The 19,383-nt window shown below is 56.4% G+C and carries 14 protein-coding genes; 7 read left to right on the top strand and 7 right to left on the bottom strand.

Annotated elements, in window-relative coordinates:
- Positions 1–60 precede the first annotated feature (60 nt).
- Both mscK and acrR read right to left on the bottom strand, forming a co-directional pair.
- Entirely contained in the window at positions 61–3,408 is a 3,348-nt protein-coding gene (gene mscK / locus ACOYA6_RS01045; RefSeq protein ID WP_422653864.1) for a mechanosensitive channel MscK, read from the bottom strand.
- 110 nt (positions 3,409–3,518) lie between these two features.
- The gene (gene acrR / locus ACOYA6_RS01040; RefSeq protein WP_422653863.1) at positions 3,519–4,172 is read right to left on the bottom strand and encodes a multidrug efflux transporter transcriptional repressor AcrR; all 654 of its coding nucleotides are present in this window, start codon (positions 4,170–4,172) and stop codon (positions 3,519–3,521) included.
- 142 nt (positions 4,173–4,314) lie between these two features.
- Here acrR and acrA point away from each other — a divergent pair, with 142 nt between their 5' ends.
- From acrA to ACOYA6_RS01015, 5 genes are all read left to right on the top strand, one after another.
- Positions 4,315–5,508, top strand: coding sequence for a multidrug efflux RND transporter periplasmic adaptor subunit AcrA (acrA, locus tag ACOYA6_RS01035; RefSeq protein WP_039032406.1), 1,194 nt, complete (start codon positions 4,315–4,317; stop codon positions 5,506–5,508).
- Positions 5,509–5,530: 22 nt separating this feature from the next.
- On the top strand, positions 5,531–8,671 hold the full coding sequence (gene acrB / locus ACOYA6_RS01030; protein WP_039032405.1) for a multidrug efflux RND transporter permease subunit AcrB: 3,141 nt from the start codon (positions 5,531–5,533) through the stop codon (positions 8,669–8,671).
- 467 nt (positions 8,672–9,138) lie between these two features.
- Complete coding sequence (gene tomB / locus ACOYA6_RS01025) at positions 9,139–9,531, top strand: Hha toxicity modulator TomB (RefSeq protein WP_039032404.1); 393 nt, start codon at positions 9,139–9,141, stop codon at positions 9,529–9,531.
- An 8-nt stretch (positions 9,532–9,539) separates the two neighbouring features.
- Complete coding sequence (locus tag ACOYA6_RS01020) at positions 9,540–9,758, top strand: HHA domain-containing protein (RefSeq protein WP_032616864.1); 219 nt, start codon at positions 9,540–9,542, stop codon at positions 9,756–9,758.
- A 262-nt stretch (positions 9,759–10,020) separates the two neighbouring features.
- Positions 10,021–10,485 (top strand): YlaC family protein, encoded by a 465-nt coding sequence (locus tag ACOYA6_RS01015; protein WP_039032403.1) that lies wholly within the window; start codon positions 10,021–10,023, stop codon positions 10,483–10,485.
- A 56-nt stretch (positions 10,486–10,541) separates the two neighbouring features.
- Here ACOYA6_RS01015 and ykgO read toward each other — a convergent pair whose 3' ends face one another.
- Positions 10,542–10,682, bottom strand: coding sequence for a type B 50S ribosomal protein L36 (ykgO, locus tag ACOYA6_RS01010; RefSeq protein WP_003859006.1), 141 nt, complete (start codon positions 10,680–10,682; stop codon positions 10,542–10,544).
- Between the two features lie 230 nt (positions 10,683–10,912).
- Here ykgO and ACOYA6_RS01005 point away from each other — a divergent pair, with 230 nt between their 5' ends.
- Positions 10,913–12,481 carry an EAL domain-containing protein gene (locus ACOYA6_RS01005; RefSeq protein WP_039032402.1) on the top strand — a complete coding sequence of 523 codons (1,569 nt, stop codon included), beginning with the start codon at positions 10,913–10,915 and terminating at the stop codon, positions 12,479–12,481.
- Positions 12,482–12,513: 32 nt separating this feature from the next.
- On the opposite strand, the gene ACOYA6_RS01000 is transcribed toward ACOYA6_RS01005, so the two are convergent.
- From ACOYA6_RS01000 to yczE, 4 genes are all read right to left on the bottom strand, one after another.
- On the bottom strand, positions 12,514–12,867 hold the full coding sequence (locus tag ACOYA6_RS01000) for a DUF1428 domain-containing protein (protein ID WP_039032401.1): 354 nt from the start codon (positions 12,865–12,867) through the stop codon (positions 12,514–12,516).
- Between the two features lie 59 nt (positions 12,868–12,926).
- Positions 12,927–16,013, bottom strand: coding sequence for a beta-galactosidase (locus ACOYA6_RS00995; RefSeq protein WP_422653862.1), 3,087 nt, complete (start codon positions 16,011–16,013; stop codon positions 12,927–12,929).
- A gap of 103 nt (positions 16,014–16,116) precedes the next feature.
- Positions 16,117–17,190, bottom strand: coding sequence for a LacI family DNA-binding transcriptional regulator (locus ACOYA6_RS00990; protein ID WP_422653861.1), 1,074 nt, complete (start codon positions 17,188–17,190; stop codon positions 16,117–16,119).
- A gap of 76 nt (positions 17,191–17,266) precedes the next feature.
- The gene (gene yczE, locus ACOYA6_RS00985; RefSeq protein WP_422653860.1) at positions 17,267–17,875 is read right to left on the bottom strand and encodes a membrane protein YczE; all 609 of its coding nucleotides are present in this window, start codon (positions 17,873–17,875) and stop codon (positions 17,267–17,269) included.
- A gap of 84 nt (positions 17,876–17,959) precedes the next feature.
- Between yczE and yczR the strand changes: the two genes are divergently transcribed.
- A complete protein-coding gene (gene yczR, locus ACOYA6_RS00980) occupies positions 17,960–19,381 on the top strand; it encodes a MocR-like transcription factor YczR (protein WP_422653859.1) in 1,422 nt (473 codons plus the stop codon).
- Positions 19,382–19,383 lie beyond the last annotated feature (2 nt).

Here is a 19,383-nt window from a genome sequence, read left to right as displayed (position 1 = left end):
GGAGAGGGAGCAAACCATTCCCTCGCCCCTTTGGGGAGAGGGTTAGGGTGAGGGGTAACGTTACGCTGGAGTCGGAACGTCACCCTTAATGTCACGTTTCACTTCAGTATGCTCGTCGCCCTTCTCATTGCGCAGATGAACTTCAAGCTGGTTGAACGCAATATTGATATTGTTCTCGCGGCACAGGCGTTCGATGGTGCGGTTCAGCTCATCTACGGTGTAGCTGCGGTCACGCAGTTCACGTACGTACAGACGCAGTTCATGATCCAGAGTGCTTGGTCCGAAGGTGGTGAAGAATACTGATGGCTCCGGATCGTGCATCACTTTCGGATGATCCATCGCCGCTTTCAGCAGTACTTTTTTCACCGCGTCCAGATCGGAGCCGTAGGCCACGCCAAGGCGGATCACCACGCGGGTGATGGTGTCCGAGAGCGACCAGTTGATCAGTCGCTCGGTCACGAACGCTTTGTTCGGGATGATCACCTCTTTGCGATCGAAGTCGGTGATGGTGGTGGCACGAATACGGATCTTGCTGACGGTACCCGAGAAGGTGCCGATGGTGACGGTATCGCCGATACGTACCGGACGTTCGAACAGGATGATCAGACCCGAGACGAAGTTACCGAAGATCTCCTGCAGACCAAAACCAAGACCGACCGACAGCGCCGCCGCCAGCCACTGCAGTTTATCCCACGACACCCCGAGCGACCCGAAGACCGTCATGGCACCCGCCACCAGAATCACGTAGTTCAGGATGGTGGTAATGGCGTAGGAGGCACCCTGGCGCATGTTCAGGCGTGAGAGCACCAGCACTTCCAGCAGGCCTGGCAAGTTGCGGATCAAGGCCCAGGCCACCACCGATGAGACCAGCGCAAACAGCAGGCTGCCCATGGTGACGTTTTTCACCACCGCCGCACCCGCTTCGGTGCCGTTGTAGTGCCACAGCGTAATGCTGTCGAGATAAGCAAAGACGGTGATTAAATCAGACCAGATCGCCCAGAACATCACGCCGAACAGGGCAATCATCACCAGCATGGTGATGCGCAGCGTCTGCTGGTTTACCTGCTCCAGAGCGATGGTCGGCTCTTCCTGCGGTTCGGCGCCTTCGGCCCCCTCTTTCACCATATTCTGTCGACGCGCCAGGGCACGGCGATAGGCAATACGACGAGCTGCAACGCTCAGCCCGCGCAGCACGGTCTGGTAGAGCAAGTTCCAGAAGATCACCAGATAGACGGTTTCAATCCAGCGCCCTGACAGACGCAGGGTGGTATAGAAGTAGCCGGTTGCCGTCAGCACCATCAGCGCGACGGGAATAATAGAGAGCACGGTGACCGTCACCAGACGGATTGTGTGCGACTCTTTGTCGCGCCAGCTGTCACGGCACATCGGCCACATCAGCACGCTGATCAGCAGCAGGTTAAGCAGGATAACGAACTGCCCCAGCACATCATCCATCAGATGCAGCGGAGAGAGTTCCGCCACCACGGACCAGAAGTGCAGCGGCAACAGCGCCAGGCTGACGCGCACAATCTGGCGGCGCCAGTGGCTGGTCAGCTGCGCAGGCATATTAAAGTGACTCACCGCCACGCCGTCTTTCTCCAGCACCTTCCAGCACAGGCCAAAGACCAGCCAGAAGAGGGCCAGCTTTTTGCTGAAGGCCCACAGCAGATCGCTGATATTGAGCTGCATGGTCAGCAGGATCAGTCCGGCGGCGAGGATCAGCAGACAGACCGGCAGAGCGCGGATCAGATCGATAAGAATCGCTTTCGGGGTGTGAAGCTGGCTGTCATTACGCAGCTGCCCCACCTCCTGTGCCAGCTTCGCCTGGTATTTTTTCAGCCAGCCGAGACGCCAGCGAATTAAACCGGCAATCAGTAATAGCGGCAGGCCCGCCAGGAAAGCAAAGGCCACCGCAGGGCCTGCTTTTTCCCAGTTAACGGTGATTTTCATCGCCTTAATCTGATCTTTAAGCATGCCCGGGAAGGATTTGATCCAGTCCCAGTCCATCGGTTTGTTGCTGTTTACCCAGAAGATTTGCTGGGTGAGGATCTCCTGCAGGCTTTTAGAGACGCTCACCAGCTGCTGCTGGTTGATCTGCAGGTTAATGGCCATCATCAGCTGATTGCCCAGCTGTTTGTTCATCTGATCCAGCAGCTCGCGGCGCATATCCACCACCTGCAGCAGGGCATCATGAACTTCGTCATTGACGTCGCTGCTGTGCCCTTCTTCCAGTTTGGCGACGAAGGCATCGCTCTGGAACAGGGCGTCGCGCTGCTGGTTGACCTCAAACTGCTCCAGACGCAGATCCGCAATGCGGTTGGTCATGTCTTCCAGCTCATCGGCGGAAGGCAAGGTCTGCTGTTGCTGATAAAGAATACGCGACAGCAGCAGGCTGCCTTTCAGGACGGCAATCTGCTCTTTAATATTGCGTTCCGACTGCAGGGCGCGATCCAGCCAGTTTTTCACTTTGATATTCTGCTGAACCAGCGAGTTGCCGTTTTCGGTCGCTTTGATCAAACGCTGGCTGAGCTGATGGTTGATATCCAGCTCCTGCTTCACCAGCGGATTTTCCTGGATACGGGCGGTTTCGTCCGGGTTGACAGCTTCCTGGGCAGTTTTCTCGGTCAGGGTCAGCCGTTTGCTGTTCACCGCCTCCTGCAGCAGCTGCAACTGGTGCTCCAGACGGTTGATGTTGGCGGTGACATAGTCGCGCTGTTTTTGCAGGGTATCCTGCAGCACGGTGTTGCCTTCCAGGCTCTTACGCTGCTGCTCGATCTGGGCATTCAGCAAAAGCTGCTGCGTCAGGAGTAGCGTCTGCTGGGTGGGGCGTAACGCAGCCTCTCCCGCGGAGGTGCCATTCAGGCGATTGCGGATCTGCTGCAGCTCCTGAGACGCGGTATACATCGCATTCTGCACGCGCTCCGGCTGAGTTTGCAGGGAGACCAGCTGGCTGTTGTAGGTGGCGAGATCGCTCTGGGCAGTTTGTAAGTCGTCCAGCAGCTGCGACACGCGCAGTTCCAGCTGGCGCAATGACAGGGTCGCCAGCGTCTTGCGGGTTTCGTCATCATTATCGATATCGCCCAGCGCGTTCAGGCTCTCTGTCGCCTTGCGCATCGCTTCTGGCGCCTGCGCCACCTTCTGACGTAATTGTGTGGTTTCGGCCTTGACCCGCTCGATCTTATCGATGGTTTCCAGAGTTTCCGTCAGATCCTTCTGCACCAGCTTATCCTGCGGAGTAAGCTCTTTTTGTTTGCTCAGGGCATCGAGCTGACTCTGGACATCGGCGCGGGTTGGCATGTCGCTGGTGTTATCACCACGCGCAAATGCAACCGGCGAAGCCAGAAAGGCGAGAAAGAAAACCAGAATAAAGGCAAAAACAGGATGCTGTTTGCGTGTGTAATGCGACATAGTAATGTGTAATTTGTGTGATGAATGACCCAATTGACCGGCGTGAAGAATATCACGCCAGTTGAAAGCAAAATAGCGTCAACTGTGGGCTCCTGGATAATTCCTGGGAGTCAGGCCAGCAGGGGGTCAGGCTGGGCGCGGAGCGTAGGGCAGAGCTGGTACATTTCCAGCAGAATGGCGACATAATCACGGGCTTCACGTTGCAGATCAAAAGACTGCGGCGCAAAGAGCCAGTTTTCCATCAGTCCGGAAATATAGCTGCGCATCAGAATAGCGGCGCGACGGGTCAGCAGATTGGCGGGTAGCATTTTCGCTTTGATACAGTGAGTCAGCGTCTGTTCAATACGGTCGTAACTGGCCAGGCAGAGGCTGCGCTGCGCCTGTTGCACGATCGCCATTTCCCCAACGAATTCACATTTATGGAAGATGATCTCCATCATAAGACGGCGTCGCTCTTCAATAACTGTCGCCTCAAGAATATAAACCAGAATCTCTCTTAAAACTGAGAGTGGATCGTCAGGGAATTTTGCCCGATACTCAGTCTCGAGATCCCCAATACTGGACTCTGACAACTCCCAAATTTCACCAAATAAATCTGACTTATTTTTGAAATGCCAGTAAATCGCTCCCCGGGTTACCCCAGCCGCCTGAGCTATCTGTGCCAGAGAGGTAGATGAAACCCCCTGTTGCGAAAACAAGCGTAAAGCGACATCAAGGATGTGTTGGCGTGTTGCAAGTGCTTGTTGTTTGGTTTTTCGTGCCATGCGCAGGTGAATTTACAGGAGTCAGATTTACATACATTTATGAATGTATGTACCATAGCACGACGATAATATAAACGCAGCAATGGGTTTGTGGACGCGTGATCCATTGATCAATTTGAAATCGGAAACTCGAGGTTTACATATGAACAAAAACAGAGGGTTAACGCCTCTGGCGATCGTTCTGATGCTCTCAGGCAGCTTAGCGCTTACAGGATGTGACGAGAAACAGGCTCAACAAGGAGCTCAGCAGGTGCCAGAAGTTGGCGTCGTGACGCTCAAAACCGAACCTCTCCAGATCAAAACTGAATTACCCGGCCGTACCAGTGCTTACCGCATTGCGGAAGTGCGTCCACAGGTGAGTGGCATCATCCTGAAACGTAATTTTACGGAAGGGGGTGATGTTAAAGCGGGTGATTCTCTGTATCAGATTGATCCCGCGACCTACCAGGCTAACTACGAAAGCGCAAAAGGCGATCTGGCCAAAGCGCAGGCTGCAGCAAAAATTGCCCAGTTGACGGTCAGCCGTTATCAGAAACTGCTGGGTACTCAGTACATCAGCCAACAGGAATACGATAGCGCCCAGGCTGACGCACAGCAGGCTAATGCTGCCGTCATCGCGGCAAAAGCCGCTGTTGAAACCGCACGCATTAACCTGGCCTATACCAAAGTGACCTCCCCTATCAGCGGTCGCATTGGTAAATCGTCCGTGACTGAAGGTGCGCTGGTGCAGAACGGCCAGACTAACGCGCTGGCAACCGTGCAGCAGCTCGACCCGATCTATGTCGATGTTACCCAGTCGAGCAATGATTTCCTGCGCCTGAAACAGGAGCTGGAGAACGGCACGCTGAAGCAGGAAAACGGCAAAGCGAAAGTTGAACTGGTTACCAGTGACGGCATTAAGTTCCCTGAGGCCGGCAGCCTTGAGTTCTCTGACGTCACGGTCGATCAGACCACCGGTTCCATCACCCTGCGCGCAATTTTCCCGAACCCGAACCATACGCTGTTACCGGGCATGTTCGTCCGCGCCAGCCTGGAAGAAGGGACCAACCCAACCGCACTGCTGGTTCCACAGCAGGGCGTGACCCGCACACCGCGCGGCGATGCCAGTGCGATGGTGATTGGCGCTGAAGACAAAGTCGAAGTTCGTCAGATCACGGCAACCCAGGCCATTGGTGATAAATGGCTGGTGACCGACGGTCTGAAAGATGGCGATCGCGTCATTATTACCGGATTACAAAAAGTTCGCCCAGGCGCCAAGGTAAAAGCGCAAGAGGTCACGTCTGACAATCAACAACAAGCCTCAGCAGGCGGTCAGTCAGAACAACCTAAGTCTTAACTTAAACAGGAGCCGTTAAGACATGCCTAATTTCTTTATCGATCGCCCCATTTTCGCGTGGGTGATCGCCATAATCATCATGCTAGCCGGGGGACTCGCGATCCTGAAGCTGCCTGTCGCGCAATATCCAACCATTGCGCCGCCAGCAATTTCAATCGCCGCAACCTACCCAGGGGCTGATGCGAAAACGGTGCAGGACACCGTGACGCAGGTTATCGAACAGAACATGAACGGTATCGATAACCTGATGTACATGTCCTCCAACAGTGACTCCACCGGTACGGTGCAGATCACGCTGACCTTCGAATCCGGTACGGATGCGGACATCGCCCAGGTACAGGTGCAGAACAAACTGCAGCTGGCGATGCCGTTACTGCCGCAGGAAGTACAACAGCAGGGTGTGAGTGTGGAGAAATCCTCCAGTAGCTTCCTGATGGTTGTCGGCGTTATCAACACCAACGGCACCATGACGCAGGAGGATATTTCCGACTACGTGGGCGCCAACATGAAGGACGCCATCAGCCGTACTTCTGGTGTGGGTGACGTACAGCTGTTCGGTTCTCAGTACGCGATGCGTATCTGGATGGACCCGAACAAGCTGAACAACTTCCAGCTGACGCCAGTGGACGTGATCACCGCCATTAAAGCGCAGAACGCCCAGGTTGCAGCCGGTCAGTTAGGCGGTACGCCGCCGGTGAAAGGCCAGCAGCTGAACGCCTCTATCATCGCACAGACCCGACTGACCTCCGCAGATGAGTTCAGTAAGATTCTGCTGAAGGTGAATCCGGACGGTTCACAGGTTCGCCTGCGCGACGTTGCGAAGGTGGAACTGGGTGGTGAGAACTACGACGTTATCGCCAAGTTTAACGGCCAGCCGGCATCCGGTCTGGGTATTAAACTGGCGACCGGTGCTAACGCCCTTGATACGGCGACCGCGATCCGTGCTGAACTGAAGAAAATGGAACCTTTCTTCCCGTCAGGCCTGAAGATCGTTTACCCGTATGACACCACGCCGTTCGTTAAAATCTCTATCCACGAAGTAGTGAAAACGCTGGTAGAAGCGATCATCCTGGTATTCCTGGTGATGTATCTGTTCCTGCAAAACTTCCGTGCGACGCTGATTCCAACCATCGCCGTACCGGTGGTTCTGCTCGGGACCTTTGCTATCCTGGCGGCCTTCGGCTTCTCGATAAACACCCTGACGATGTTCGGGATGGTGCTGGCCATCGGCCTGCTCGTGGATGACGCCATCGTGGTGGTCGAAAACGTCGAGCGTGTGATGTCCGAAGAGGGACTGCCGCCGAAAGAAGCGACCCGTAAATCCATGGGTCAGATTCAGGGCGCGCTGGTCGGTATCGCTATGGTTCTGTCGGCGGTATTTATCCCGATGGCCTTCTTCGGTGGTTCTACCGGTGCGATTTATCGCCAGTTCTCGATCACCATCGTTTCCGCGATGGCCCTGTCGGTACTGGTCGCTCTGATCCTGACCCCTGCGCTGTGCGCCACCATGCTGAAACCGGTGGCTAAAGGCGATCACGGAGAAAACAAAAAAGGCTTCTTCGGCTGGTTTAACCGCATGTTCGATAAGAGCACGCACCACTACACCGACAGCATAGGCAATATCCTGCGCAGCACCGGTCGTTACCTGCTGCTCTATATCATCATCGTGGTCGGCATGGCCTACCTGTTCGTTCGTCTGCCAAGCTCCTTCCTGCCGGATGAAGACCAGGGCGTGTTCCTGACGATGGCCCAGCTCCCGGCGGGTGCATCGCAAGAGCGTACCCAGAAAGTGCTGGATGAAGTCACTGATTATTACCTCAATAAAGAGAAAGCCAACGTTGAATCGGTGTTTGCGGTTAACGGCTTTGGCTTTGCAGGTCGTGGTCAGAACACCGGTATTGCCTTCGTCTCATTGAAAGACTGGGCTGATCGTCCGGGTGACGAGAATAAGGTAGAAGCCATTACCGGTCGCGCCATGGGCACCTTCTCGCAGATTAAAGATGCGATGGTCTTCGCCTTTAACCTGCCAGCGATTGTTGAGTTGGGTACGGCGACCGGCTTTGACTTCCAGCTTATCGACCAGGGTGGTTTGGGCCATGAAAAACTGACTCAGGCGCGTAACCAGCTGTTCGGCGAAGTGGCCAAGCACCCTGACCTGCTGGTTGGCGTTCGTCCAAACGGCCTGGAAGATACCCCGCAGTTCAAAGTGGATATCGATCAGGAAAAAGCACAGGCGCTGGGCGTCTCTATCAGCGACATCAACACCACACTGGGCGCAGCCTGGGGCGGGAGCTACGTCAACGACTTCATCGACCGTGGTCGTGTGAAGAAGGTGTACGTAATGTCTGAAGCGCAATACCGTATGTTGCCAAGCGATATCAATAACTGGTATGTGCGCGGCAGCAACGGGCAGATGGTGCCGTTCTCAGCCTTCTCTACTTCTCGCTGGGAATACGGTTCACCGCGTCTGGAACGTTACAACGGTCTGCCATCCATGGAGATCCTGGGCCAGGCGGCACCGGGCAGAAGTACCGGTGAAGCCATGAACCTGATGGAAGAGCTGGCGGGTAAACTGCCTGCGGGTATTGGCTACGACTGGACGGGGATGTCCTATCAGGAACGTCTGTCCGGTAACCAGGCCCCTGCCCTGTATGCCATCTCGCTGATTGTAGTGTTCCTGTGTCTGGCGGCGCTGTACGAGAGCTGGTCGATTCCGTTCTCGGTTATGCTGGTTGTACCGCTGGGGGTCATTGGTGCCCTGCTGGCAGCGACGTTCCGCGGGCTGGGTAATGACGTGTACTTCCAGGTGGGCCTGCTGACAACCATTGGCTTGTCGGCGAAGAACGCGATATTAATCGTCGAATTCGCCAAAGATCTGATGGATAAAGAAGGCAAAGGCCTGATTGAAGCAACGCTGGAAGCAGTCCGTATGCGTCTGCGTCCGATTCTGATGACCTCCCTCGCCTTTATCCTCGGCGTTATGCCGCTGGTTATTAGCTCGGGTGCAGGTTCCGGTGCGCAGAACGCCGTAGGTACCGGCGTAATGGGTGGGATGGTGACCGCGACCGTCCTGGCGATCTTCTTCGTTCCGGTGTTCTTCGTGGTTGTACGTCGTCGTTTTAGCCGTAAGAGCGATGATGTGGAACACAATCACCCGGTGTGATGACACAGATTCGGGTTTAACCGTTAAAAAGGCCGCATATGCGGCCTTTTTTTTAGCAATTGAAAATCATAAAATTAGCTTATTGAGGGTTTATATATTTAATGTAACGCTTAAACCACATATCATATTTAGCCTGGTTCTTTTACAGAAATTCTCAATTTCATGCGTTGCTTCTTAGGTATTAAGAGTATTCCTGGTGTTTTTTGATTTTAAACGGGCTTGAGAAATCACATGTGGTGATAAGTAAAGTTCGGTGTCAGGAGAAAAAAATATATAACATAGTGAAGGTCAAAGACGGTAAAGCGCTGCGTAATTGTAATTTTTCGTAATAGCGCGGTGAAATCCTGATTAGAGTAGATTATAGTTAAAGCAAGAGGCATAACAGTAGCCGTTGACGCTAAGCCAGTTGTACCCTTCCCGACAGCGATGTTCGGTGAGTAAAGAATCACTCAAAAAGGGGATGCGCTATGGACGAATACTCGCCCAAAAGGCAAGATATTGCACAGTTGAAATTCCTTTGTGAATCCCTGTACCATGACTGCCTGACAAATCTCGACGAGAGCAATCATGGCTGGGTAAATGACCCTACTTCTGCCATTAATTTGCAGTTAAACGAGTTGATTGAACATATTGCTACCTTCGCCCTTAATTATAAAATTAAGTATAACGAAGATAATAAGTTGATTGAGCAAATTGACGAATACCTGGATGACACTTTTATGTTATTCAGCAGCTACGGCATTAACGCACAGGATTTGCAAAAATGGCGTAAATCGGGCAATCGGCTTTTTCGTTGTTTTGTTACGGCAAGCAGAGCTAATCCGTTAGCTTCTCCGGTTAAAACTATTACAAACAATTAGGTGAATTTATGTCTGATAAACCATTAACCAAGACTGATTATTTGATGCGTCTGCGACGTTGTCAGTCAATTGACACCCTTGAGCGCGTGATTGAAAAAAATAAATACGAGCTTTCTGATAATGAACTGGCAGTATTCTATTCTGCGGCCGACCATCGCCTGGCCGAACTGACGATGAATAAGCTGTATGATAAAATTCCTACCGCAGTATGGAAGTTTGTACGCTGATTCTGTTTACAGATGCCAGAGGTGTTGCGCGACTCTCCGGCGCTTCAAATTTGCGTTACTGGCAGCTCTTCATCCGGTTAGGCTCATGCTATCGTCCAGGGAATTTTGCGTTGTAGAGAACAGACTGGTCACTTCATCTCACCCGCCCTTTTCAGGTAACTGTTATGATTTTTCTTAGTCTAACTGTTACTTTCCACAAACATTGTGGTCACTTAAAATATACGGATCCTTCGTATTGAGTTGAATTCACAAAGGGCAGAAGATGACCGAGATACAACGCCTGCTTACCGAAACCATTGACGATCTCAATGTTCGCGAAAAGCGTGACAATAAACCGCGTTTCAGCATCAGCTTTATTCGCAAACATCCTGGTCTGTTTGTCGCCATGTATGCGGCGTGGCTGGCGACGCTGGTGGTGATGCTGCAATCAGAAACCCTGATCGGTTCCGTCTGGTTGCTGGTGGTGTTGTTCATCGTCTTTAACGCCTTCTTCTTCTTCGACGTTAATCCACGCTATCGCTATGAAGATATTGATGTACTGGATTTTCGCGTTTGCTACAACGGGGAGTGGTACAACACACGCTTTGTGCCTGGACAGCTGATCGAAAACATTCTGCACTCGCCCAACGTCGAGTTACAGCAAAAAGAGAAACTGCAGAAGATGATCGCCACCAAGGGCGAGCTCTCTTTCTACGACGTCTTTACCCTCTCCCGCACACCTGCCTGATCCCGTTTAGACCTGCCGCCGACAGTTTACCTTTCAGCGGCAGGCACCTTACCCGCTTAACGTCTCTTCTTCCGCCCCTGCACCGCCTTAAAGCGCGGATTGGATTTGCATATCACATACAGCCGCCCTTTACGTTTGACGATTTGACAATCGGGATGACGTTGTTTGGCACTGCGCAATGAATTCAGAACCTGCATGCTTACCTCAAATATGAATTGTTATAACATAACAATAAGCATATCCGAGTGGCGAGCGGAAAACAACCCACGCCGGAAGCCAGGCCGCCGGAGTTTTCCTGGCCCCCTAAATTGCAGAATGAAATCAATGCCAGCCGCATGCTATAACGCTACACTTCAACAGTACTTTTCGTTTTAACGTCATCGTTTTGCACGCCCCGGGCCCGGCGTTATAAAAAGGAAACAGGAGCATGACAACCCGACAGCTGGTGAGCATGGTTACCTGCGTGCTAATTATTTCAGTGCTTGTTCCTGTTTGTCTGAGCGTATGGCTGGCGCATAGCAATGCGGAGCAGCGGTTTGTTGACGATCTGAATAACTACTCTTCCCGGGTGCAGATCCGAACCGACAAAGTCATTACCCAGGCAAAGTCAGCGCTTACTGAGATGGCGTCGTTTAAAGGGATCCCCTGCAGTTACGAACACACGTTGGCCATGCGCCGCACCTCTTTTTCCTGGCGATATATTCAGGAGGTCATCTACATTGAGGATCTCAAGCCGCGCTGCTCCTCACTGGAACAGGAGAGCCATGCCGCCCCCTTTCCGCCTGCAATGCGGGTAACGCCTGATGGCTATCGGGCCTGGATCACCTCGCACAACGACCTCGCCGTCGATCGCTATATGGCTGCAATTGGCAATGACCACTATATCGTGCTGGTTGACCCGGCCTCGCTGATCGATGTGATCCCCTTAGGCTCCTGGCCGATCGACGTGGCCCTGATCGGCACCCTGCGCAATGTGATCTTTGCCAGCAGTAATAACCTGGATATTCAGGTATTCAATGAGATGCGGCGCAGCGGCAGCACCCATTTTCAGCATGACGGCGCGATGTACAACGTCCATAACGTGTCCGACCTGGGGTTTTCCATCGTCACCTGGTCCTCCCTCAAACCTCTAAAAGAGAGCTGGCACCACCAGCTTATTTTCTGGCTGCCTTTTGGCGTCCTGATCAGTCTGCTGACGGCCTGGTTTATCCTGCGCGTGTTACGCCGCCTGCAGTCGCCCCGGTACCGTTTACTGGATGCCATTAATGCCCGGGAGTTTAAGGTTCATTTCCAGCCGATTGTGGCGTTAAACAGCGGCAGGCTGACCGGCGCGGAAGCGCTTGCACGCTGGCCGCAACCGGACGGCAGCTATCTGTCGCCGGATATTTTCGTCTCCCTGGCCGAGCAGACGGGCCTGACGAATCAGCTGACCACGCTTATCATCGAAAAAGTTTTTGAAGAGATGGGCGAGTGGCTGCGCCAGCATCCGGGCCACCATATTTCGATTAACCTTGCCCCGGAGGATTTGATCTCCGGTAAGGTGCTTCCGCTGCTGAGCCGCCTGCTGAATCAGTGGCAACTTCCCCCCTCACAGATTGCGCTGGAGCTCACCGAGCGCGGGTTCGCCGATCCCGCCGTCAGCGCTCCGGCCATTGCCGCGTTCAGGCGTGCAGGCCACTCGGTCTATATCGATGATTTCGGAACGGGCTATTCCAGCCTCAGCTATCTCCAGGATCTGGACGTCGATACGCTGAAAATAGATAAGTCCTTTGTCGACGCGCTGGAGTACAAAAACGTCACCTCGCACATCATCGAGATGGCCAAATCGCTCAACCTGGATATGGTGGCAGAAGGAATTGAAACCGAAGGCCAGCTGGCATGGTTACGGAGCCACGGCGTGCAGTACGGTCAGGGGTGGTTTTACAGCAAAGCGCTGCCGAAAGAGGCATTTATTCAGTGGGCGGAAAATAACCTCGAGCCGGAGAGTCGCGCTTAGCGCCCGACGGAGAGCGCCGCCGGGCGGCAGGTTTATTCGTCCAGCAGAGGCGAGAAGCCTCCATAAATCATCCGTTTACCGTCAAAGGGCATGGCTTCGCCAAATTCTTTCATCCTGGGATCGTTCATCATCTTCTGATTCGCCTCGTCGCGAACCGCTTTGGAAGGATATTCGATCCAGCTGAAGACCACTTCTTCGTTCTCTTCCGCCTTCACCGCCATGCGAAAGTCGGTTAATTTGCCGTCAGGCACGTCATCTGCCCAACACTCTACGATGCGAAGCGCGCCAAACTCTTTAAACAAAGGCGCGGCTTTCGCCGCCATCTCGCGATAAGCCTCCTTATTACCCGCGGGAACGGCAACCACAAAACCATCGACATACTTCATCAGATAAACCTCCGAAGTGAACGTGCGGCCACGCGTTGTGGCCGCATCAGCGATTAAGTTTAGTTCTGTTGCCAGCTAAAGGCGTAACGCACCTTTTTCCCCTGCAGAATAAATTCCGGTGAGACGCTTGGGCTCCAGGAGTCATCCCCGCCGACGCCCATATGGAAGGCATCAAGGTTCAGCCAGCAGCCGGACTCCTCCCGTAACAGGTGGTGGTGCGACGTCTCACGCAGCTGCGTCTGGCTGTAGCGGCTTACCGAGAAGTGGAAGTCGCCATCCAGCTGATGCTGTCCCAGGTTCAGCTGACGCGTATCGCAGCGCAGGCCGTTGTCGGTGGGGAAAATGTAAGGCGTATGCAGCTCAGCCAGCGGCAGCTCCCAGCGCCCCTGACGGGCGGCGAGCTTGCGATCCGGGTAGTTCTCATACGGCCCGAGCCCCTGCCAGCTTACAGTCTGCGGCGTCAGGGCCAGCTGACAGCAGAGCCCAATACGCGCAGGCTCGGGTATATCGCTCGCCACCTGGACTTCAATATCGCCATGCAGCACGCCCTGGCAGTCGATACGCCAGCATTTACGGCTCAGGAACAGGACCTGATTGCCATGCTCCCAGGCATGCAGCGTGGTGATAATCACCGCCTGCTCCAGCTGCTCGCCGTCGCACTGCAGCAGACGCGGCGTCAGGTTGTACATCCCCGCCGCCTTCCAGCGCTCCGCCCAGGCGTTGGGATCGATGCGGGTCGCTTCGCTGACGCCGATATCGTTATCCAGCGGGGCGCGGGTGAAGTTATCGGTCAGCGGTGAAAGCAGGGCTGGCTCTCCCTCGCGCCACCACTGGGTCAGGTCGCCGCTGGCGCGGTCAAACTGCCAGCGCTGCTGCTGATGCGTTACCACCAGGGCGTCATCCGCGCGGATCAGCTGCGGCGTTTCCCCGGCAGCTTTCGGTGTTGCGACGAATAACGGCGCGGGCAGCGGCCACTGATCCCAGGCACAGAGGTGGTTTTCGCCGGACCACGGCGTGGCCTCAGGCTGGAACACTTCCACGTTCAGCCAGACATCGCCCGGCGCAGCTGCCCACTGTGGCAGGGTAATCTCCAGTCGTTGCTTCCCTTGCGCCGGAATGTTCAGAGCGACAACATCGGTGGCCAGCACTTCGCCATCGCGCATCACTGACCAGCGCAGTTGCTCGTTGTCCGTGGTGCGGAAGAGATAATCGCTCTGCACCTCCACCACCAGCGGAGAGTGGCTGTGCAGAGTAAAGGTGAAGAACTGCTGGGCGCGCTGGGCTTCGTACAGGGCCGGATGCGGGGTGCGATCCGGGAACACCAGCCCGTTGAGACAAAACTGTCGGTCGTTAGGCTTATCGCCAAAATCGCCGCCGTAAGCCCAGAAGGGATTGCCCTGCTCGTCGTATTTCGTCAGCGCCTGGTCAACCCAGTCCCAGACGAAACCGCCCTGCAGGCGAGGATGTTTGCGGAAGGCCTCCCAGTATTTCGCGAACCCGCCGAAGCTGTTGCCCATCGCGTGGGCGTATTCGCAGAGGATCAGCGGGCGGGATTCATCCGGCATGCCAATCCACTTTTTGAGAGACCATTTTGGTACTGCCGGGAAAGGCTGATCCTGATCGACACGGGCGTACATCGGACACACAATGTCGGTCGCTGCGGTATTGGCGCCGCCGCCTTCATACTGTACCGGGCGGGTTGGATCGGTTGTCTTGATCCAGCGGTAAAGGGCGTCGTGGTTCGCGCCATGACCGGACTCATTGCCCAGGGACCAGATAATAATCGACGGGTAATTTCTGTCGCGCTGCACCATCCGGGTGACGCGTTCGCTCATGGCGGGCAGCCAGCGCGGATGGTCGGCCAGTCGACTCATCGGCACCATACCGTGGGTTTCAATATTGGCCTCATCCACCACGTAAAGCCCGTAGCGATCGCACAGGCGGTACCACAGCGGATGGTTAGGATAGTGCGAGCAGCGTACGGCGTTAAAGTTGTGCTGCTTCATCAGCTCAATGTCGCGGCGCATGGTGGCTTCGTCCATCACTTGCCCGCGCTCGGGGTGATGCTCGTGACGGTTCACCCCGCGGATCAGCAGCGGCTTGCCGTTGAGCTTCAGCAGCCCGTTGGCTATCTCAACGTGGCGGAAGCCGACGTCGCAGGCTTCAATGTCCAGAACCTTGCCCTGAGCGTCGCGCAGCGCAAGGGTCAGCCGGTACAGGGCGGGGATTTCCGCGCTCCACAGCGCCGGTTGTTCCACCTTCAGTGAAACATTGACCCTCTCCTGCCAGTGACCCCGCTCATCGACAATGTCCGAGCCCGGCAGGCCGACGGCGCTGGCGATAAGCTCCCCTTCCCGCCACAGGTTGACGCTCACCTCGCAATCGGCGTAATCACTCCCGCCGAGGGTCAGCCCCAGCTTAAGCCGGGCACGGTCATAATCGGCATTCAGTTCGGTCTCGACGTGATAATCGGCGATATGGGTAGCCGGTTTGTGCAGCAGAGTGACGTCGCGGAAGATGCCGCTCATCCGCCACATATCCTGATCTTCGAGATAGCTACCGTCGCACCAGCGCAGCACCATCACCGCCAGGCGGTTACTGCCTGCGCGCAGGAACGCAGAAACATCAAACTCCGCAGGCAGACGGCTGTCCTGGGAGTAGCCTACCCACTGGCCGTTGCACCACAGATAAAAGGCCGAGTTGACGCCCTCGAAGACCAGCCGGGTCTGGCCGCTCGCCAGCCAGCTCTCTTCCATCTCGAATGTGAGCGAGTAACAACCGGTCGGGTTCTCTGCCGGGACAAACGGCGGGTTCACCGCAATCGGATAGGTAACGTTAGTGTAGATCGGGGTATCAAAGCCCTGCATCTGCCAGTTGGAGGGGACAGGCATCACCACCGCATCCGCGCAATCATGTTGCGTCCAGCTGTCGGGAACCTGCTCCGGAGCCGTAAAAAAGCTGAACTGCCAGTCGCCGTTAAGCGAGCGGACGCTGGGCGTCTTACCCTCATCCCGCGCGGCGTGCTCGTCGCGCCAGCTGCTCAAGGGCACGTGGGCAGGGAGTCGATTCCATTGGGTGACGCCGGGGTTTTCCCAGTCGCGGCGAGTGATCAGGGTGCTGAGGGTCAGCGGAGCAGGATGGGACATGTTTACCTCTTTGCGAAGCGCTCACAATTTTAGATACAATGCCCTGCCAGGGAGACAGGGTAAAGCGGGAGAGCGTCATGAAGCGAGGGCGATCACAAAAGCGTTATCGGCGCGCCAGCTGTTCCGCCAGCAGCGCCAGCGATTTTAGCTGCCGGGCAAGATCGTCGCTCCCCTGCGGGATCCCTTCCCGGGCGGTGGAATGGCGCTCGATCAGCGTTACCGGCAGCCGGGTTTGTGAGGGCGTCTTTTCTGTGCTGCCCTGCTGCGCCAGCAGCCACTCCACGCTGCGCAGGCCGGCCTCACGAAACGCCTGACGAACCGTAGTCAGCGGCGGGGTAAACCATGCGCTGTCGGTGGTATCGTCAAAACCCACCACCGATATCTGGCCCGGCACCGCAATCCCTTTTTCGGCGCAGGCACGCATCACGCCCAGGGCCATCTGATCGTTTGCCACCAGGATCGCCTGCGGGAGAATCGCCCCGGCCAGCAGCTGATGGCCTTTTTCATAACCTGAGGCCGCGCTCCAGTCACCCTGAACGATGGAGCAAGGTTCGAGACCCGCCTGACCTAAGGCTGATAACCAGCCTGCAAGCCGTGCCCGGGCAGAGACGGAACTTTGCGGCCCGCCGAGCAGGGCAATTCGCTGATGGCCCAGCGCCAGCAGGTGTTCCGCCCCCAGGTTTGCTCCTTGCTCTGCATCGAACACCAGGCTGTGTACCCGGGCGTTGGGGGTGACATCAAGAAATAACACCGGCACCGGAACGGCCTGCGCCTGCAGGCTTTCGGCCAGCGCATCTTCCAGCGGGACGTTGACCAGCAATCCTTCCACGCGCTGGGCCAGCAGCTCCTGCACCGCCGCCAGGCACTGCTGTGGATCCTCGACCATCGAGATCAGCACGCTCGCCCCACGCTCCCCGGCCCGCGTTTTTACCGCCGACGCAATCTGCGAGGGGGCATGCAGCGCCAGATCGGTGGTGATCAGCCCCAGCGTACGGGTGCGTTTGCCTGCCAGCTGCTGGGCACCGCGGTTGGGTACATAGTGCAGCTCGGCCATCGCCTGCAGCACTTTCTCCCGGGTACGGGCGGAGACGTGGGCCGCATCATTAATGACCCGCGAGACGGTTTGATAGGAGACGCCCGCCAGGCGGGCGACATCGTAGAGGGTTATGGCTTTCATGCGCTTCAGGGTGCAGTGACGGATGTGTCTATTCTGTCATAACGCCTGGCGTAAAGCATGTGAGCGCTTCGCAAAATCAGACAACGCGGCCCGGCTCTGGGGCAACGATCCGCGGCTTCTGCCGAAACCACGGCAGGCAGATCTGGATCAGCGGACCGATGCTCAGCGCATAGAGTATGGTTCCTACACCAAAGGTGCCGCCCAGCACGCAGCCAATCAGCAGGACCGTAATTTCAATCGCCGTGCGTACGCTGCGAACCGACCAGCCGGTGCGGGCGTTGATCCCGGTCATCAGGCCGTCGCGCGGCCCGGCGCCAAATCCGGCCCCGATATACATGCCCGTCGCCAGCGCATTGACAATCACCGCGCTTGCCAGCAGCAGGCTGCGAGCCATCAGCGAATCAATGGCCGGAATAACTGCCAATGCGGCATCGGCGGCCAGGCCAATCACAATCACGTTACTGATCGTGCCGAGACCGGGACGCTGGCGCAGCGGGATCCAGATCAGCAGGACCAGCGCCCCGGTGAGGATCATGACGGTGCCAATATCCATTGCCAGCAGTTTTGCCACCCCCAGGTGAAAGACATTCCACGGATCGGCTCCCAGATCCGCACGGACAAACATCGCCGTTGACAGGCCGTACAGGCTTAATCCGACGTAAAGCTGAAGTAATCGACGCAACATGATCTTTCTCCGGTGGTTTCTGCTTTAATCATTGCCTGAAATGGCCCTATGATTAATGTCCAGTTTTCAAAAAGTGGACTGCCCGTGTCATCACGTCGTTTTGGAAGTCAGTCATTGGTTCGCCTGCTGGGTCACTGGCAGGAGAGTGCCTCCCGTACCCCGCTGTGGCGGCAGCTGGCCGATGCCCTGCGCCTGCTGATCCTCGACGGCAGGCTGGCGCTGGATACGCGCCTGCCCGGGGAACGGGAACTGGCCTTAACCCTCGAGGTCAGCCGGACCACCGTCAGCAGCGCCCTGGCCCATCTGCGGGACGAAGGTTATCTCGAAAGCCGGCACGGCAGTGGCTCGCGGGTGATCCTGCCCGACAGCCGCACGCCCCCTACCCGCGCCAACGCCAGCGCGGCGCTGGATCTCTCTACCGCCGCGCTGGGTGCCGGGCCGGAGATCCATCAGGCCTATACGCATGCCCTGACCGCCATTACCCCGCATCTGACGCAAACCGGCTACGATCAGCTGGGATTGCTGGCGCTGCGCGAAGCCATTGCGGCACGCTATACCGGCCGCGGTTTACCTACCCGGGCTGAAGAGGTGATGGTAGTTAACGGTGCCGTCAGCGGGCTGGCGCTGGTGCTGCGCATGTTCACCGGCCCGGGCGATCGGGTGGTGGTGGATCACCCCACCTACCCGCTGGCTATCGCGGCGATTCAGGGTGCATCCTGTCGGCCGGTAGGCGTGTCGCTGCCGCATACCGGCTGGGATATCGACGGTTTTGCCGCCACCCTCGCCCAGACCGCGCCGCGCCTGGCGTACCTGATGCCCGATTTTCACAATCCTACTGGCCGCTGCATGGACGAGAAGAGTCGGGAGGCCATCGCCGCCGTGGCTGCCCGGGCCTGCACCACGCTGGTAGTGGATGAAACCATGGTGGATCTGTGGTTCGATGCCCCTCCCCCGCGGCCGCTGGCCTCCTTCTGCCCGAACGGCAATGTCATTACGCTGGGCTCGGCGGGAAAAAGTTTCTGGGGAGGTCTGCGTCTGGGCTGGGTTCGCGCCCCGGCACGCACCATCGCCACGCTTGTCCAGACCCGCGATACGCTCGATCTTGGCTCGCCGCTGCTGGAACAGCTGGCAACCCTGTGGCTGATTGAGAATGGCGAAACATTTTTATCTGCCCGACGGCAGATGCTGCGTGAGCGGCGGAATGCTTGTGCGGCGCTGCTGCAGGAACATTTCCCGGACTGGCGTTTCCGGATGCCGGAAGGGGGTCTCTCTTACTGGGTTGAGCTGCCGGATATGCTGGCCACCCAGCTGGCCTCGCGCGCCGAAGCGGCGGGCATTCATCTGGGTACCGGGACGCGCTTTGGCCTCTCCGGGGCCTTTGACCGCTACCTGCGCATGCCTTTTTCTTTGGCGCCTGCTGAGCTGGAAAACGCGCTGGTGCGGATCAAGCCGCTGTGGATGGCGCTGAGTAACAGCGGCCACAGTGTAAAACGCACGCTGGTATAATC

This window comes from Leclercia barmai (genome assembly GCF_049312895.1).
Taxonomy (GTDB): domain Bacteria; phylum Pseudomonadota; class Gammaproteobacteria; order Enterobacterales; family Enterobacteriaceae; genus Enterobacter; species Enterobacter barmai.
Note: the sequence above shows the minus strand (reverse complement) of the source record. Positions and strands in the feature narration are given on the sequence as shown.

What these genes read in the sequence shown, in the direction of transcription:
- ACOYA6_RS00990 (WP_422653861.1), bottom strand. Translation starts at nt 17,190, where the DNA reads ATGAAAGCCATAACCCTCTACGATGTCGCCCGCCTGGCGGGCGTCTCC.
- ACOYA6_RS01015 (WP_039032403.1), top strand. Translation starts at nt 10,021, where the DNA reads ATGACCGAGATACAACGCCTGCTTACCGAAACCATTGACGATCTCAAT.
- acrB (WP_039032405.1), top strand. Translation starts at nt 5,531, where the DNA reads ATGCCTAATTTCTTTATCGATCGCCCCATTTTCGCGTGGGTGATCGCC.
- yczE (WP_422653860.1), bottom strand. Translation starts at nt 17,875, where the DNA reads ATGTTGCGTCGATTACTTCAGCTTTACGTCGGATTAAGCCTGTACGGC.
- ACOYA6_RS01020 (WP_032616864.1), top strand. Translation starts at nt 9,540, where the DNA reads ATGTCTGATAAACCATTAACCAAGACTGATTATTTGATGCGTCTGCGA.
- mscK (WP_422653864.1), bottom strand. Translation starts at nt 3,408, where the DNA reads ATGTCGCATTACACACGCAAACAGCATCCTGTTTTTGCCTTTATTCTG.
- ykgO (WP_003859006.1), bottom strand. Translation starts at nt 10,682, where the DNA reads ATGCAGGTTCTGAATTCATTGCGCAGTGCCAAACAACGTCATCCCGAT.
- ACOYA6_RS00995 (WP_422653862.1), bottom strand. Translation starts at nt 16,013, where the DNA reads ATGTCCCATCCTGCTCCGCTGACCCTCAGCACCCTGATCACTCGCCGC.
- ACOYA6_RS01005 (WP_039032402.1), top strand. Translation starts at nt 10,913, where the DNA reads ATGACAACCCGACAGCTGGTGAGCATGGTTACCTGCGTGCTAATTATT.
- ACOYA6_RS01000 (WP_039032401.1), bottom strand. Translation starts at nt 12,867, where the DNA reads ATGAAGTATGTCGATGGTTTTGTGGTTGCCGTTCCCGCGGGTAATAAG.
- tomB (WP_039032404.1), top strand. Translation starts at nt 9,139, where the DNA reads ATGGACGAATACTCGCCCAAAAGGCAAGATATTGCACAGTTGAAATTC.
- acrR (WP_422653863.1), bottom strand. Translation starts at nt 4,172, where the DNA reads ATGGCACGAAAAACCAAACAACAAGCACTTGCAACACGCCAACACATC.
- acrA (WP_039032406.1), top strand. Translation starts at nt 4,315, where the DNA reads ATGAACAAAAACAGAGGGTTAACGCCTCTGGCGATCGTTCTGATGCTC.